Here is a 17,560-nt window from a genome sequence, read left to right as displayed (position 1 = left end):
CAACCTTTCTTCCTTAAATTAAAGGTATAAGCAAAAAAGCTCCTAAAAATAGGAGCTTCAATCAAACCGTAAAATGTAGATTACTTGATAATAATTCTTTTAAGATGTCCTTCTGAGGTTTTCACAAGGTAGATTCCTGTAGAAAGATTGGACGTATTTATTGTTAAGGCATTTCTTTCTTTCCCAATCAGCTTTCCGGACATATCGTATAATTCGTAGTCTTGTTTTCTGTTGAAATATAAAGTGTTTCCTTTATTGACAGGGTTCGGAAATACATTAAAGGTAGCTTTTTCAGATTGTATTTCACTTGTTGCCAAAGTAGGGGGTAGAGCTACTTCATATATGGATAAAGTTCCGCTGATCTCGTTGGCAATAATAACATAACCTTTATGAGTAGTGGTATTTTCGGGAGCAATATAAATAATTCCTTCAGGACCGTTGTCTCCACCATATGCTGAGGTAGAACGGGAGTGTTTATAATCCGTAAAAGTAGGGCTGTTTGGGTTGGTGATATTGTAAACCATCACTCCACCTGTTCTTTCCAGGGTAATGAAGGCATAGGTTTGTCCGTTGATGGTTCCAAGAGCTACCCCTTCCGGTTCAGGACCTTTTGCACGGCTTCTGCTTTTAATGGTATTAGATTCATTATCTGCATTGAAAATTAACGGGTGCTTGGCTGCAATATATCTTTCAAACTGATCTCCACTGTCATAGACCTGCTGTTTGGTATCTGCATTGAAAATAGAGAATGAGCGAGCTCCTAAAGCCGCAATTTCTTCAAAATCTGCATCACCATCCGTATTTCCTGTAGCAGATGACACTCTGAATCTTCCCAGATTGTGAGAAGCCTTTAATATATTGGCATTAGGGAAAATTGCAGGGTCCAAAGTATAATTGCTAGCTCCTACAGTTGTTCTTTCGCTGTATCCGGAAAGATCTTTTTCATCACCTTCATTTGCTGTTAGGATGTAGTTCGTATTTCCTATCTTATAATTTTGTACTGCATCCGGAAGGTAATAGGCTTTTACAGGCCAGTTGGCAATAAGAATTTCACCATTGTTGTCTGAAGCATCAAAGCCATTCCCTGGAAGACTCATATCTTTTTTACCCAAGCCCCAGATTCCGGTGATGTTTTTAGTGGTAAGATCAACCTCAGCAATGGCATTGTTTTCCTGAAGAGTTACCCATGCTTTTTGACTGTCTGAGCTAATGGTCACATATTCAGGTTCCAGATCCTGAGATAAAGTATTGTTGGTTCTCACTTTTCTTAAACCTGTAGCAGTTAAAGCAGCAACTTGAGAATCAAAATTATTAAAGTTCAAAGTACTTACATTACTTTGCACAAGATTACCAATACCTCCTGAAATGTCAATGATGCTGATGGTTCCCTCAGGATCTACAGTGTAAGCATCATTAGGTTCTCCTTCATTAGCGGTAATCACTTTTGTTCCGTCCGGAGTAAAGGTGATCATATCCGGTAAAGCTCCTACAGTTAACTGTTTCAGGAAATTTCCATTAATATCAAAAAAGACTACAGAACCGTTTTGTTGTGGATTGGTGTTCGGAGATGCAGCTGCAATAATTCCATTTTTTACGGCAATGCTGGTGATTCCACCATATGCAGCCATATTGATGGTATTAACCACTGTTGGAATGTTGGGATTACTGAAATCAATAATATCAAAAACATCCGTAAGAGAACTGATGGTGAACAGTCGCTGGGTAGCCGGATCATGAACAACAATCTCCGTTGAGCTGTTATTATTCCCGGATGGATCAAAACTTCCGATATAATTCAGCTGAATTTCATTAGAAGGAATAGGTGCCGGTTTATCATTATCTACAATATAAATAGTGGCAGAATTGTCTCCTGATATTGTTGCTCCTGTTGGGTTTTCAAGACTTACTACAAAATATTCTGCCTTTTGTTCTTCCAAGGTATCATCAATAATAGGAATATTGACTGTATAACTGGTTGTGGAAGGTGTTATATTGATAGTTTGATTGGCTAAAGTAAAATCATTACTGTCAGCAGTACTGAAAGGTGCTGGTTTTAGAACAAGGTTTACTGTTGCTGCGGAAGGATTTGCTACATTAATTTTGAAAGCCAGTGTTCCTGAATTTTCATCCACCTTGATGAAATTTTTCTCAAGAGAAATAGAGGTTCCGGCAGTGGTGAATGTAGAGGAAGTGGCAGCAGTTACGGCATTGTCACTGAAATCCTCCACAGTATTGGGTTTAAGAGCCAGATAATATGCTTGGCCCGGCACTAAGCCGGAAGTTGGGATGATGGTGATAATGTTGCTGCTAAAAGCTGTGGTAAAGGGAATCTGAGTGCCTGTAGCACTTCCAAGGCGGAATTCTACAAGATTTTGTGCATTAGAATCGTTTATCGCGGAGTTGTCTGCCAATCTTACATTTTCGTTAAAGGAAATCGTAGGATTAACAACTGTTGAAGCATTATTGGTATTATTGAGAGGAAGGTAAGTGGTTGTAGGTGGAGTAGTGTCTATGCCTCCTGTGGGGGTTGCATCCACTGTAAAGTTATCAAAACGGTTGTTACCGCCTGTTCCACCTCCTGTTGCAGAGAATTCAACCTTTAATTTAAAGTTGGGGTTATTAGAGACTTCCGAAACTGAAGAAAAATCAAAATTAATCAACTGTGGGTTGGCATCCTGAGGAGTAACGGTCTGATAGGGAATAAAGGTAGTTCCGTCTGTTGTATAAGACCAGGTTTGTGTTCCGGCTCCCTGTGCAGATCTTCTCGTTGTAAATTTTACAATGACGCTATTAAAGCCTGTTGTTGGCAGATTAAACTGTAAACCACCGCCAATAGGATTGTTGAATCTTAAATGAGTTCCGGACGCATCTCCGTTTCTTGCATTTAAATTATCAATATTAAAATTTTGTCCGGTACCGCCTGCAAAATCTATGATACTTGTTCCTCTTGCTATGAAGGAAAGAGAACCATTGACCAACGTGGATGAAGGAGCAGTGATAGAAGCCTGAGAGGCGTTATTGTTAAAGTTCCAGTAATGGATAAGTGTCTGTCCGAAAAGCCCAGTCTGAAAAAAGAATGCGGCAATGACAGACCCTTTTAAAAGGTAGTTGTTGATCATTTTTGACTTTAATTAGATAAATACAAAAATGAACTTTATGGTTGGTAACTATTTTAATGGAATTTTAAGAAATGTTTAAAAAATAGGTTTGTTTCTGATAAAAGATAAAATTAGGATACCCTTATGGAGTTTAATATTCAGCTATTTTGAAGACTTTCCGGAAAAATTTAACATTGTTCCAGATTTAGCTCCTTCCAGAGGGTGTTTCTGCATATATAAAAACCCTGAAACTGCAGTCAGCAGCAAGAGTATAAAAATAACCAGAACAATTCTTTTTAACATACCTTTCATATCGCTAAATTTTTAATATCTCGAATTTCTAAAGTTGAAGAAGGGTACCCTTTTTTTACGGTATTGATCATAGCTTTTCCAATTTCATGTAAAGTTAATGATTTTGATGGTAAAAAAATAGGAAAAATCCAAATAAAAGGTTTGAAAAACCATTTTACATTGATCTGACCATCAACAGGTTTCATAAATCCGGGTCTGAAATTGTAAACACCTTTAAAATTCATCTTTTTTAAAGTATTTTCTGTTTTTCCTTTTACCCTTGCCCACATCAATTTTCCACTTTCTGTGCTGTCGGTACTTGCTCCGGATACATAACTGAATACCATTTCAGGATTTTGGTGTAAAACAGCCTCTGCAAAATGAATGGTGGTATCATAAGTGATTTTGGTGTAATCCTCTTCATTCATCCCCACACTGCTAATTCCGGCACAAAAGAAACAGGCATCATAGCCTTTGAGATTTTCATCATTACTATCGATGGATAAAAAGTCTGAAACGAGGTATTCTTTTAGTTTAGGATGCTTTTTTCCGGCTGGTTTTCTGCTGATACTAAGGATTTCAGAAACATTCGGATTTTCGAGACATTCCATTAAAACACCTTCGCCTACCATGCCTGTAGCTCCTGTAAGAATTATTTTGATTGGATTCATTGTTTTGCTATTGATAGTTGTATGACGAATGAGGATAGGGAATTACTTTAAAGATAAAAGATAAAAGATAAAAGATAAAAGTTCTTGTCGTTAAACAACTATTATCCGTGTATATATCCATGCGGATATCAACATCACTAGGGGCGGGCTTTAGCCCTGCCGCTCAATAAATAAAATAATCAAATTCCATTGGCTTTAGCCAAAACCTAAAATAGGGTGGTTTTACATGAAATATTTCTGATTATGGTAATGATGAGATTGCTTCGCTGCGCTCGCCATGACGGTGTGGAAAAAGAAAACCGGGCAAAAAGTGTCCGGTTTTGAATGAAATTATGATTTAAAAACTATTTCTTATGCTGTAACTGGCTGTAAATATTCTGGATCAAACCATCTGCTACTGAAATCTTCGGAACAAAAATTTTATTGATATCCGACCAGGCCATTACATTATTGAAAATACTTAAGGCATGAACCAATACATCGGCTCTGTCTTCCCTAAGACTATATTTTGTCATTCTTTCCTCTACAGAAAGTTCATTAAACTCTTTATGAACCTTTTTCAGATGAGTTAATGACATGGGATTTCCATCTTTGGTTTTGCTCATGGAGAATACCTTATTGATATTTCCTCCTGAGCCAATAGCCACAATTGGCCTTTTGCTGACAATATTATTTTTGATCTCATCCTTCATTTCTTTCCAGTTATCTAGAGTAACAAGATTGTTGAGAAGACGGATTGTTCCGATATTGAAAGATCTTTCATATACCATTTTACCGTTTTCATAGAATGTAAGCTCTGTGGAACCTCCTCCTACGTCAATGTATAAATAAGCAAATTCTTTGTCAAGACCTTCAGCAACATGGTTTTCATAAATTAGGGTAGCTTCTTCATCACCGGAAATAATTTCAATATTGATTCCTGAAGTTTCCTGTACCTGTCTGATGATTTCATCACCATTGGCAGCATCACGCATGGCGCTTGTTGCACAAGCTCTATAATGATCTACTTTGTAAATCTTCATCAGATCACTGAAGATCTTCATGGAATCGATAACCATTTTTTCTCTTTCAGGACCTATTTTTCCGATAGTGAACACATCCATCCCCAATCTAAGAGGGATTCTCAGAAGGTTCAGTTTGATGAATTCCGGTTTTTTATTGTTTATCTTTACTTCATTAATGAGAAGTCTGGCGGCATTACTTCCTATGTCTATTGCTGCTATCTTCATTTTTTGCTTGTTTTAGCCTTTAAATACTTATAGGTTTCTATTTGTGATCGACATTCTTTTTTATCATTCCTTATATATTCATTGCTCAGTTTTTTATCTAAAATTCTGGCTTTTACATTATCTCTGAGCTGGATATCAAGAATGTCTTTTAATTCTTTTTTAAGGTTCTTATCAGTTATTTTGGCAGCAGCTTCAATTCTATAATCAAGGTTTCTGGTCATCCAGTCGGCAGAAGAAATGTAGATGTCTTCCGCTCCCTTATTGTAGAAATACATTACTCTGGCATGTTCCAGATATTCGTCTACAATACTGATTGCCTTAATTTTCTCTTTAAATTCCTTTTGATTAACGGCACAGTAGATTCCTCTTACAATCAGTCTGATGGTTACTCCTACTGTGGCCGCATCATATAATTTTTCAATTAATGATCTGTCACTCAGTGAATTTGCTTTAACAATGATCTCTGCTTTTCTTCCTGCTTTAGCTTCTTCAATTTCCTTATCAATATGGTGAACAATCTTTTCACGCATAAATTGAGGGCAAACTAATAAATTTTTACAAGTTTTCAAAACCGGAAGATAATCATCTTTTGGTTTTTTCAGTACATTGAACACTTTATTGATGTCTGCCATAATACCACGGTCAGAAGTCAGAAGCAGATGATCTCCATAAATTCTTGCTGTTTTTTCATTGAAATTCCCGGTACTCACAAATCCATATTGAATGGTTTTGTTGTGGGCTCTCTTTTTGATAACACAAAGCTTGGCATGAACTTTTTTGTTCGGAAGTCCTACCAAAACGGTGATTCCTTCCGGCTCCAGCATATCTTTCCATTCCAGGTTGGATTCTTCATCAAACCTTGCCTGAAGTTCAAGCATTACTGTGACTTCTTTACCATTTCTGGCTGCATAGATTAAAGCATTAATGATCTTTGAATTACTTGCCAACCTGTAAGCTGTAATCTGTATTGATTTTACATCCGGATCCATGGCTGCTTCACGCAAAAGATCAATCACAGGGTTATATTTATGATATGGGAAAGTGAGCAGTACATCTTCTTTCATGATAACATCAGTCACTCTTTCTCCATGCTCAAAAGCCTGGTGGGTGAAAGAAGTTCTTTCCACAGGTCTTGCATAGGTTTCAAAAACATCAGGAAAGTCCATGAAATGTTTAAAATTATGAATCTTTCCTCCTGGAATAATACTGTCTTTCTTGGTTAAATTCAGTTTTCTGATAAGGAGTTCCAGCAAAGCTTTATCCATATCTTTATCGAAAACAAAACGGGTAGGTTTCCCTTTTCTACGGTTTTTAAGTCCTTTTTCTATTTTTTCTGCAAAATTGGTGCGGATGTCGTTATCCAGATCCAATTCTGCATCTTTGGTTACTTTAAAAGCATTGGCTGCAAATTCATCATACCCGAAATACGAGAAAATATGTGGTAAGTTGAAGGTAATTACATCTTCCAGAAGCATTACATTCTTTTCTTCCGGATCTTCAGTAGGAAGCAGTACAAACCGGCCCACAAATCGGGATGGAATTTCTATGATGGCATAGTTACTGGAATACTGCCAGTCTTTTTTTCTCATGGCAACTCCAAGATAGAGACTTTTATCTCTCAGATAAGGCATTGGAGTATTTTCATGGAGAAGAATAGGGATTACATTAGATTCTACCACCTCATCAAAATATCTTCTGACAAAATCCTTTTGTGGGGCTGTCAGGTTTTTAGAATTTTTGATGGAAACTTTGTGGTCAGCCATTTCTTCCTGAATTTTTTTCCAGGTTTTATCGAAATTCAGCTGTTGTCTCATCACAATGTCATTGATATGCTGAAGAATTTTGGAGGGTGGTTGATAAAAGGACTCGGCAATTACCTTTTCCTTAAAATCCATGGCACGCTTTAATCCGGCAACACGCACTCGGAAGAATTCATCCAGATTGTTGGAGAAAATTCCAAGGAAACGTATTCTTAAATGTAAAGGAACTTTTTCATCCATGGCTTCCTGCAAAACCCTTTCATTAAAGGCTAACCATGTAATATCTCGTGGATTAAAGTGTAATGACATTCTTAAATGTATATATTTTATCAAAAATAAGAATTCGTCCAGTTTCTGCCTCTATTTCTTAGGTTAAACTTTGATTAATTTTAACAATTTCATTGTTGTAGTTCTATTCTCCTATATTTCTACAGATCCTCATGTGGGTTTTCTATCAGTTTGACTATATTTTGACCTTTATTATATATTAAATTGTATAGATGATTATGTCTGAAAATAATATCAAAATCAGATTTACATGAAAAAATTTCAGTATTAAAAGAACAAAAACCCTTATTATTTCAGGGTTTTTGTCTTGATTGTGTCATTTTGTCACAAAACGGGATATGGTACAAATGTTGTGAAATAGTGAGTGTAAATTAAATATAAAAATTAGAAAAAATATAAAATATTATGAGTAAAATAATTGGAATTGACTTAGGAACAACCAACTCTTGTGTTGCTGTAATGGAGGGTAAAGACCCTGTTGTTATTCCTAACGCAGAAGGAAAAAGAACAACTCCTTCTATTGTAGCATTTACAGAAGACGGAGAAAGAAAAGTAGGAGATCCTGCAAAAAGACAGGCTGTAACAAACCCAACTAAGACAGTTTACTCTATTAAAAGATTTATCGGAACACACTTCAAAGAAGATGCTGCCGAAATCTCAAGAGTACCTTATAAAGTTGTTTCAGGTCCAAATGATACTGTAAAAGTAAAAATCGACGATAGAGAATATACTCCACAGGAAATTTCTGCAATGACGCTTCAGAAAATGAAGAAAACTGCTGAAGATTACCTTGGCCAGGAAGTAACAAGAGCGGTAATTACTGTTCCTGCATACTTCAACGATGCACAAAGACAAGCTACTAAAGAAGCTGGTGAAATTGCAGGTCTTAAAGTAGAAAGAATTATCAACGAGCCTACAGCTGCAGCGTTAGCTTACGGTCTTGATAAAAACCATAAAGATCAGAAAATTGCAGTTTATGACCTTGGTGGTGGTACTTTCGATATCTCTATCCTTGATTTAGGGGATGGTGTATTTGAAGTATTATCTACAAACGGTGATACTCACTTAGGAGGTGATGATTTTGATGATGTGATCATCAACTGGATGGCTGACGAATTCAAAGCTGAAGAAGGTGTAGATTTAAAATCAGATGCTATCGCGCTTCAAAGATTAAAAGAAGCAGCTGAAAAAGCAAAAATCGAATTATCTTCTTCTCCACAGACTGAAATCAACTTACCATATATTACAGCTACAGCTACAGGTCCTAAACACTTAGTAAAGACTTTAACTAAAGCTAAATTTGAGCAATTATCTGCAGATCTGGTAAGAAGATCTATGGAGCCGGTTGCCAAAGCATTAAAAGATGCAGGTTTATCAACTTCTGATATCGATGAGGTAATCTTGGTAGGAGGTTCTACAAGAATCCCTATTATTCAGGAAGAAGTAGAAAAATTCTTCGGTAAAAAACCATCTAAAGGAGTTAACCCGGATGAGGTTGTAGCTATTGGTGCAGCTATCCAGGGAGGTGTATTAACAGGAGATGTAAAAGACGTACTACTTCTAGATGTTACGCCACTTTCTTTAGGTATCGAAACTATGGGTTCTGTATTCACTAAATTAATTGAAGCGAATACTACAATCCCAACGAAGAAATCTGAAGTATTCTCTACAGCTTCCGACAACCAACCAGCGGTAAGCATCAGAGTAGGACAAGGGGAGAGATCTATGTTCAACGATAACAAAGAAATCGGTAGATTCGATCTTACAGATATCCCACCAGCACCAAGAGGAGTTCCTCAAATTGAAGTAACTTTCGATATTGATGCGAATGGTATCCTAAGTGTATCTGCTAAAGATAAAGGAACTGGTAAAGAACAGACTATTAAAATCCAGGCTTCTTCAGGTCTTTCTGACGAAGAAATCGAAAGAATGAAGAAAGAAGCTCAGGAAAATTCTGCAGCTGATGCTAAGAGAAAAGAAGAAGTTGAGGTTTTCAACAAAGCTGACGGATTGATCTTCCAAACTGAAAAGCAATTGAAAGAATTCGGTGAGAAACTTTCTGCTGACAAAAAAGCAGCCATTGAAGCAGCTCACGCAGAATTAAAAACTGCTTTCGAAGCTAAAAATGTTGATGACGTAAAAGCTAAAACTGAAGCGTTAGATGCAGCATGGATGGCAGCTTCTGAAGAATTATATGCAGCTGGTCAACAGCCAGGTGCTGATGCAGGTGCTCAAAACGCAGGTGGAAACAACGCTGGAAGTGAGGATGTACAGGATGCAGACTTCGAAGAAGTAAAATAATTATTGATTAATACTAATTAATAAAACATATAAAACCGCTATAGACACCTGTCTATAGCGGTTTTTCTTTTTTGATATTTGCTTGCTGATTTTATATTTTTATCAGATTATAAAATTGTTAGATTATCAGTCATAGTGAACTATCTGCGACTAAAAAAAGTATACACTGGTATCTGATATGATTTAAATTTCTCCAGAAGTTTAAGTGATATTTTTGTATAATTGTTTAATCTATTATAAGTAGTAAATGAAATTAAAATTATCTTGTATTTTGATTGTATTTTTTATAACAATCAAGGCACAATCAAAAAATGATTTAAATTCTGAAGAAAAAGAATATATTTCAAAGTTTATATATCCAATCAAAACTTTTAATCCGGACGAAAGGGATACTAGTGATTTGCTAATCTTAAACAAACTCATTGGAAATTCTACAATAGTAGGATTAGGAGAATCTACTCACGGTTCAAGTGAAGTGTATCAAATGAAATATAGAATAAGTGAATATTTGATAGCTAATAAAAATTTCAACGTCTTTTCGCTAGAAGCCAATATGCCTGAAAGCTTTTTAATGAATCAATATATTCAGGAAGAAAAAGGAGATCCTAAAGATATTCTAAAGGGAATGTACTTTTGGCTGTGGCAAACCCAAGAAACTTTAGCTTTTGTGGAATGGTTAAAAAAATACAATGAAAATCATAATCCAAAAGTTTTTTTTGATGGTTTCGATATGCAGTTTGCCAAAGGAGCAATAGATCAAATAAGAAAAACATATCAAGAAAATCACTTGTCCGAACAAGAGATTAATGACCTGGAAATAGCTTTAAAGGAAAACAACAGAGGCTTCAGAACTTACGCTAAAAAAAGTCAAAAAATTATAGCTGAGTACCTATTTTTAATAAAGCAAAAATCTATCTCCATAAAAAATCCAGAAGAAAAATTGCGTTTCCTGCAAAATATAGATATTATAAGACAATATAGCGAACTCAATTTTATTAGGAGAGACCAATTTATGGCGGAGAATATTAAATGGATAAAAGAAAACTATTTGAATTCTAAAGTAATAGTCTCGGCTCATAATTATCATATTGCAAAATTAAAATCAGATAGAATGGGGTATTGGCTCAATGAAAGGTATGATAACGATTTTGTAAATTTTGGATTTGCCTTTTATGAAGGTACTTATTCTGCAAGTATGGATGGGAGGCTCGGTACTTATAATTCAGAAAAAGCAGGTCCCAAAACATTAGAATATAAGCTTAACTCACTTAACATTCCAATTTTTATTTTAGATCTAAAAGCAATCAAAAAAGATGGGAACAAACTTGGCAATTGGATCTTGGAAGATATTCTATTTCGAAAAACAGGATCAGGTACGGATAAAAATGAATTTACAAAAACCAATGTGGCTCACTCTTTTGATTATTTGATATTCATAAATAAGTCAACAAATTCAAAATTATTAGTTGGTAACTCAAAATAAAGAATGTAATATGAAAGTATAACGAATTGATTATCTTTATTATAGTAGAATAATTGAAATGATAAACGTAACTAACATTTAATGTATAAAACAACCCGGCGGTAAACTCTGTTTACCGCCGGGTTGTTTTGGGTCAAAAGAGTTCAATGTCAAAAAAATAACGTTAATTATATACAATTTTACACTGACCCTAATATTTTACTATTTTGACCCTGTCATTCTGAATACAGACTGAAGGCCTGCGAACGTAGTTCAGAAGTGAAATGAAGAATCTAAGCCAAATATGAGATTCTTCCCTCGTCAGAATGACAATGGTGTAAAATTGTATATAGACTCCAAAATAACCATTACTATTTGATTAGTAATAACTTTTTAAGAGGTTTATCAACAGGTATTTTATTTTGAACTTCTGTTAATATTAAAAATTAATTATTTGTTTATATTTATCGCATTTATTTTTCATGATGTGTTTGTTAGCAAAATAATATGAAGTATATTTTTTGTTTCTATTTATGTTTTATAAGTCTGATTGTAACAGGAACTGAGACAAAAGAAATGTCATCTTTATTATCTGTCTCGGAAAACTTTAAAACCAATCTGTCTTCATCCTTAATTTCATCTGATGATTCTTCAAAAGAGGGAACCGATATTAATGATCTACTGAATCTGGCTGATAGGTTTATGTTCAGGGATTATAAAAAATCCTTAAGCTATGCTAAGAAAGCAAGTTTGCTTGCCGAAAAAAAAGGAGACTCTGAAAAAAAGGTATTGTCGTACTATTATATCATCCGGAATTTATTTTTTTTACGTGAGTTGAAAGAGGGGTATTCTTATATAGAGAAAGGTATGAAAGAAGAGGCAATTACAGCCAATCCACTTTATAAAGCGTTATTTACTGAGGTTACAGCAAACTATTATGGTCTTATATCTATGCCGAATAAACAGCTGGAAGAAGAATTTAAAGTCCTAAAGCTGATCCCTCAAGGAAAAGATATCTATTCTAAAATTCTGGAAGCGAATACTTATATGACTATTGGGGATGCTTATATAGATATGGAGGATTACCCGTCAGCTCATGCATATGCTGATAAATCTATAGCTTTTATTGAAAAGATTCCTGAGAAAGAATACCTGAAGGTTAAACGAATATATTGGCGTAAAGCTTATATCTATTTTTATAAAGCCTGGATCTACTTACAACAGAATAAGCCTCAGGAAGCCTATCCGTTTATTAAGAAAGCTTACGATCAATCGTTGATTGAAGATCTTGCTTACCAGTCTCCTTTTCTGGAAGTTTATGGCGATTATTATTTTCAGATGGGTAATTATCATAAAGCCATTGATTATTATTTAAGGACCATAGATAATAAATCCCAGATGGGGCATTCTGCAGAATATGTTGAATCTAAAATAGCTTCGGCGTACAGAATGTTGGGTGATCATGATAAAGAAAAAGCTTATTTAAAAAAATCTACTGATCAATTTAAAAAAAATGCTTCAGAAGATAAGATGCATATTCAGGAAGGACTAAAAAATATGCAAAAAGAGCAGGAGCAGAAAATAACTGAAAAAGAACAAGAAAATAAGACGATTCTGATTCTGGTGATTGCTATAGCTATTGCAACCATTACTATACTGATAGGGGCACTTATCCGAAATCTTAATATCCGGAAGAGAAAAAAGGAAATTATTAAAGAAAAAGAAAATCAACTTCAGCATCAGAATATGATGATTACAGAAAGAGAGGACACTATTGAAAAGCTCCAGTTGCAGGTTAATGAATCATTTGCTGAACTGATACACATGGCTAAGGAGAATTCCCCACAATTCTTTGCCCGTTTTCAGGAAGTATATCCGGAAGTGTATGAAAAAATGCTGGAGATTAATCCCAAAATCAAAGTTTCGGAACTTACATTTTCTGCTTTTTTATATCTTGGATTTTCCACCAAACAAATAGCAACATATACCTCGGTAACTGTTCATGCTGTAGAAATACGGAAAACCAGATTCCGGAAAAAATATAATATTCCTTCAGATATAGATTGTAACGCCTGGATGAAGAACTTAGTTAAATAAGACAGGTTGATTTTTAAAATTATAAAATCATGATTACTATGAAAAAGAATCTTTTAAAAAAGGAGGCTGCTGATTTCATTATTGTAAGGGTTAAGAACTTATCGGTAACCCATCAGCCTCAATGGGGAACCATGACGGCTAGTGAAATGCTTCTTCATTGTAATTCCTGTAACCGGCAAATCTTAGAAGAAAGCAGAGGATATAATAAGACTCAAATAAAGCAATATTTATTGAGAATCCTTGCCCTTTATATTGCCCCCAATTTTAAAAAGAATATTCAGAGTGAACTGGAGCATCATACCAAAGGAAAAGCCAATGAGCTTGATTTTGAGGAATATAAAAATGAATTTATCCATTTAATTAATGAATTCCCTGTCAATACTCATCCTTTAACCCTTTCTCATCCTGCTTTTGGAAATATTTCAACTCACGAATGGGGAATAGCGGCATACAAGCACATGGATCATCATCTGAGACAATTCGGAGTATAACTTTTTAGGTAATTATATACAATTTTACACTGACCCTAATATTTTACTATTTTGACCCTGTCATTCTGAATACAGGCTGAAGACCTGCGAACGTAGTTCAGAAGTGAAATGAAGAATCTAAGCCAAATATGAGATTCTTCCTTCGTCAGAATGACAAGGGTGTAAAATTGTATATAGACTCCACTTTTTATTTCAGCGATTGATATTTTGGTTATCATTATTATTTTTTAGGTAAGGAGTAATTGATGAGGATTTTATACGTGAGGAGGTAAAATAAAGATGCAATAGTCCTGATCTTATCATATTGCTGTATATTTATCCTCTTAATTTTATCCTCTGAAATACAAAATATATGAAAAAAATCATCGGTGTAATAGGTCTGCTGGCAGTATTAATAAGCTGTAACAATTCTGAGCGTAAAGAACATCAAAAAGGGGAGCTAAAAGAAGAAAAATCTTTATCCAAAGAAGAAGAAAAATCTAAAGAATCGTCTAAAGACAGAATTTCTAAAGAAGAAGCCGTAAAGTTAGCCGTGAAACAATTTGAAGCCTATTTACCTAAGATTCTTAAAACCTATGATGATGGAGTGATTGATCTTCAGGATCCTCATGTTGGTGACTTTACCGGTGATGGGATAGAAGATGTAGCCATTTATTGGAATATTGCCCCAGAAGGCGGAAACGCACTCATAGGGCAGGGATTATCATTGTACAAGAATGATGGGCATGCCGTTAAAGTGATTGCCGGTTATGAACCGGATTATCTTTTTGCTTTTGATACCATCAAAAATGGAAAAATCATTGTCGAAAAACTGGAATATACAGAAGAGGATGGAAGATGCTGCCCCTCAATAAAAACCAAACATACCCTCACTATCAAAGGAAGCAAAGTATATTAAACAGAGCTAACATCTTAAGAATCTGAAAGAATAAGTCAGGTTTTTAAGATGTTATTTTATTTTCCAGAATGTTTTTACCCCAATCATTGATATTATCCAGCAACGGAATGAACGAAGTGCCCAATTCCGATAAACTGTAAACTACTTTCACAGGAGGTTTTGTTCCGAAAACAGTTCTGGTAATCAGTCCGTCTCTTTCCAGTTGCCTCAACTGAAGACTGAGTGTTGTCTCCGTGATAAAGGCAAGTTCTTTTTTGAGTTCTCCAAACCGTTTATCACCATTTTTTAAATGACATACAATTACTCCTTTCCATCTTCCGCCAATAAGATCCATCACAAAACTTACGGCACAGGGATAGGATTTTTCACCGATATTGATATAGGACGTCTCACATTCTTTTTCCATCTTTTTTATAGTATCTAAATTGATAGTTATTTTATACTTATGCTGCAGAGTTTATTTTTACACAATAATAGACATAAAACAGCAAATAATAAAATGTATCAATTAGCACAGATTAACGTAGCCAAGATGATAGGCGTGAATATTGAAGATCCGGTAATGAAAGAATTTGTAGAGCATTTTGATTCAGTGAATCAACTGGCAGAAGAGAGCAATGGCTTTGTCTGGAGATTAAAAGATGAAGATAATAATGCTACAGGTTTTAATCCATTTAATGATGAACAGATTATCATCAATCTCTCCGTATGGAAAGACAAAGAATCATTGGAGTACTTTACTTATAAAACCTTTCATGTGGATTTTTTACGAAGAAGAAAAGAATGGTTTCAAAAATATGGGAAAGCGTATTATGTGCTGTGGTGGATTAAAGACGGTCAATATCCCAGTGTAGAAGAAGCGCTGGAAAGATTAGAATATCTTCAGAAGAACGGGCCATCCGAATATGCTTTCAGTTTTCAAACTGCATTTCAGAAACCGGGATTAAATAATAAATACTAAGATTCTAAATTTTGTATCTTGTCCGTTTATTACCAATCTAAAATTTTAATACGATGCATCAACTGAAATTTCTCTTTGTAATACTAAGCTTTTCATTTTTATTTCAATCATGTCAAAGCCAGGGTTTTGATTTAGAAAAAATGATGCTTCCCGTTAAGCAGGCAGATTTAAAAACATTGGGTTTGAAATCGTATGGAATCGGAGTGGGAACACCAGCTGTTCAATATTCCGTATACAAAGCGGATATAGTTAATGACGGTAAGTTTCCTATCAATTTTGGCGGAATTAATATTGAAGACGCTCCGGATTCAGAGTTCTATACTCCAGGTATGCTTTCTTTTTATGGAAAAGATAAAGGAGCTCAGTTAGAAGGATTTAAATTGACTCTTGAAAATCCGGACAATTTTCAAAAAGTATTGGACCATCTGTTGAATAAGAAAGATAAGTTCAAACTGGTTTTTGATAACGGGAAAGATGATGTAGAAAGAGCCAGAGTTTTTAGTGGCAAACAGAATAATATCACCTATCTGGTATTGTCTATGGTGAATGAAAAAGGAAAGAAAGTGGGATATGTAGAAGCTATCAGTGCCAAGGAAACACCTTTGTTAACATCCAGATTAGGCGGAGTATTCCAATATTATAATGATTATCTGCAATATCGCAGAAACAAGGCTGCTAATTTCAGTTATCTTGATTTTATTAAAGAAACAGACGATAAATTTTATAAGGAAAATAATAATCTGAAGTAGAAAAATAATCTGCTATGAAAAGTATTCCGGCTTTATTGTGCGGTCTTTTATTTTCAGTGTCAATCCATGGGCAGGCAGGTAACTCTGCTCATGGAATCTCCACTCAGGATAAGATTCTTTTGCAAGAATTCTGGAAAGATTTTGCGGATGCTGTTATCAGAAATGATAAAGCCAAATTAGAAACACTTTGTGAATTTCCCTTCTATTGCAGACCGTGCCTTGATTATCTTAAGTCTAAAAACAGTAACCTTGTCACAGTGAAGGTAGCCAAGGAATTATTTTATAAAGAACATTATAAAATCTTTTTTGAGAAAGAGTTAAAAGCTGAAGTTAGAAAACATCAGAAGTTTACTATACAGTTTTTCCATCCTTATTTTAATGAAGAAATGAAGCAACACGGAATTTCCTTTTTATATACCCTGGTTCCGCCTTCGGAACATTGGGAAGGTACTCAAGGAATGATTACTTTGAGGAAAACTGAGGGGAAATTTAAAATAACAGGAATTGATGTTATTCCATAATTGCATCTAAGCTGGAAACTGAGAATTACCACACTCCTAAAGAATTGCTATAAGTTGATTTTATGATAATCATTCATGATAAGACTAAAAGTAACTTCCAGCGTCCTTCTTCCGGTTTCCAGCCTTCTCACAGACGGTGCTGGTGAGGCCAGGGCTTGCCTTTGCCGGTTTCACAAAGCAATTTTAAACTTCTCAGAAATTGTCCCCAGGTATAATTGCATTCAGCAAACATAGGTGAATAGGTATCCCAGCCCTTGTGGTGAAAAATTAATAAGGTACCGCTGTCATATACCAATTGCTCAATTTGGCCTTCCATTTCCGGATGCATTTTACGCAATGTTTCCTTATCGCCGGATAAAAGATGAAAAGAAATATCAGTTCCTATCCACTCATGAGCGCCTGAAACACAATGCCACTGAATTTCTTCAAAAGGGCTAAGCTTTACGAGTTTCATTTCCTTAAAATAATCCGGGCCAAAAGAGAACCGGGCAATACTGCCAATTTCAGCACTGGTTTTGGCCTGCGGTGTCCACCATGCAGATAATCCGGACTGGCTGCTGATAGCGTGATAGACTTTTTCCCTTGATGCTCCAATGAGTAAAGAATGATAAATATTCAGCATGTTCAATGATGAGTTATAATGGTTTGGTTTTTAATTGAATACTAAAAATACAAAATAAAAATAAATCATAAGATGAAAGAAAATGAAAATCAGAGAGAATAGTATTCTAATACACTGTTTT

Annotated in this window: 15 protein-coding genes; 8 read left to right on the top strand and 7 right to left on the bottom strand. The window is 35.1% G+C overall.

The annotated features are described in order from the left end of the window. Positions 1–80 precede the first annotated feature (80 nt). From CHSO_RS25185 to ppk1, 5 genes are all read right to left on the bottom strand, one after another. Entirely contained in the window at positions 81–3,119 is a 3,039-nt protein-coding gene (locus CHSO_RS25185; protein WP_052480671.1) for a choice-of-anchor I family protein, read from the bottom strand. A 141-nt stretch (positions 3,120–3,260) separates the two neighbouring features. Then, the gene (locus CHSO_RS26045; RefSeq protein WP_171817672.1) at positions 3,261–3,410 is read right to left on the bottom strand and encodes a hypothetical protein; all 150 of its coding nucleotides are present in this window, start codon (positions 3,408–3,410) and stop codon (positions 3,261–3,263) included. Beyond that, positions 3,407–4,060: an NAD-dependent epimerase/dehydratase family protein gene (locus CHSO_RS20190; protein ID WP_045500122.1), complete on the bottom strand. Its 654-nt coding sequence runs from the start codon at positions 4,058–4,060 to the stop codon at positions 3,407–3,409. Before CHSO_RS20190 ends, CHSO_RS26045 begins: the two co-directional genes overlap by 4 nt. Before the next feature lie 344 nt (positions 4,061–4,404). After that, positions 4,405–5,289 carry an exopolyphosphatase gene (locus CHSO_RS20185; protein WP_045500119.1) on the bottom strand — a complete coding sequence of 295 codons (885 nt, stop codon included), beginning with the start codon at positions 5,287–5,289 and terminating at the stop codon, positions 4,405–4,407. Continuing rightward, complete coding sequence (gene ppk1, locus CHSO_RS20180) at positions 5,286–7,358, bottom strand: polyphosphate kinase 1 (protein WP_045500116.1); 2,073 nt, start codon at positions 7,356–7,358, stop codon at positions 5,286–5,288. Before ppk1 ends, CHSO_RS20185 begins: the two co-directional genes overlap by 4 nt. 384 nt (positions 7,359–7,742) lie before the next feature. On the opposite strand from ppk1, the gene dnaK reads away from it, so the two are divergent. The 5 genes from dnaK to CHSO_RS20155 all read left to right on the top strand — a co-directional run bounded on the left by dnaK (position 7,743) and on the right by CHSO_RS20155 (position 14,586). Next, on the top strand, positions 7,743–9,638 hold the full coding sequence (gene dnaK, locus CHSO_RS20175) for a molecular chaperone DnaK (RefSeq protein WP_045500113.1): 1,896 nt from the start codon (positions 7,743–7,745) through the stop codon (positions 9,636–9,638). Positions 9,639–9,885: 247 nt separating this feature from the next. Further along, a complete protein-coding gene (locus CHSO_RS20170) occupies positions 9,886–11,121 on the top strand; it encodes an erythromycin esterase family protein (protein ID WP_045500109.1) in 1,236 nt (411 codons plus the stop codon). A gap of 486 nt (positions 11,122–11,607) precedes the next feature. After that, on the top strand, positions 11,608–13,197 hold the full coding sequence (locus tag CHSO_RS20165) for a tetratricopeptide repeat protein (RefSeq protein ID WP_084221037.1): 1,590 nt from the start codon (positions 11,608–11,610) through the stop codon (positions 13,195–13,197). Between the two features lie 38 nt (positions 13,198–13,235). Next, positions 13,236–13,688: a DUF1569 domain-containing protein gene (locus CHSO_RS20160; protein WP_045500106.1), complete on the top strand. Its 453-nt coding sequence runs from the start codon at positions 13,236–13,238 to the stop codon at positions 13,686–13,688. Positions 13,689–14,040: 352 nt separating this feature from the next. Continuing rightward, complete coding sequence (locus tag CHSO_RS20155) at positions 14,041–14,586, top strand: hypothetical protein (RefSeq protein ID WP_045500104.1); 546 nt, start codon at positions 14,041–14,043, stop codon at positions 14,584–14,586. A gap of 43 nt (positions 14,587–14,629) precedes the next feature. On the opposite strand, the gene CHSO_RS20150 is transcribed toward CHSO_RS20155, so the two are convergent. Then, the gene (locus tag CHSO_RS20150) at positions 14,630–14,992 is read right to left on the bottom strand and encodes a winged helix-turn-helix transcriptional regulator (RefSeq protein ID WP_045500101.1); all 363 of its coding nucleotides are present in this window, start codon (positions 14,990–14,992) and stop codon (positions 14,630–14,632) included. 93 nt (positions 14,993–15,085) lie between these two features. Between CHSO_RS20150 and CHSO_RS20145 the strand changes: the two genes are divergently transcribed. The 3 genes from CHSO_RS20145 (at position 15,086) to CHSO_RS20135 (ending at position 16,817) form a co-directional block, all read left to right on the top strand. Then, the gene (locus CHSO_RS20145; RefSeq protein WP_045503048.1) at positions 15,086–15,547 is read left to right on the top strand and encodes a DUF3291 domain-containing protein; all 462 of its coding nucleotides are present in this window, start codon (positions 15,086–15,088) and stop codon (positions 15,545–15,547) included. Positions 15,548–15,687: 140 nt separating this feature from the next. Further along, positions 15,688–16,296, top strand: coding sequence for a hypothetical protein (locus CHSO_RS20140; protein WP_144428995.1), 609 nt, complete (start codon positions 15,688–15,690; stop codon positions 16,294–16,296). A 14-nt stretch (positions 16,297–16,310) separates the two neighbouring features. Beyond that, on the top strand, positions 16,311–16,817 hold the full coding sequence (locus tag CHSO_RS20135) for a hypothetical protein (protein ID WP_045500096.1): 507 nt from the start codon (positions 16,311–16,313) through the stop codon (positions 16,815–16,817). A 127-nt stretch (positions 16,818–16,944) separates the two neighbouring features. Here CHSO_RS20135 and CHSO_RS20130 read toward each other — a convergent pair whose 3' ends face one another. Continuing rightward, positions 16,945–17,439, bottom strand: a complete 495-nt coding sequence (locus CHSO_RS20130) for an SRPBCC family protein (protein ID WP_052480670.1) — start codon at positions 17,437–17,439, stop codon at positions 16,945–16,947. Positions 17,440–17,560 lie beyond the last annotated feature (121 nt).

Origin of the sequence: Chryseobacterium sp. StRB126 (assembly GCF_000829375.1) — a bacterium.
Lineage (GTDB): Bacteria > Bacteroidota > Bacteroidia > Flavobacteriales > Weeksellaceae > Chryseobacterium.
Note: the sequence above shows the minus strand (reverse complement) of the source record. Positions and strands in the feature narration are given on the sequence as shown.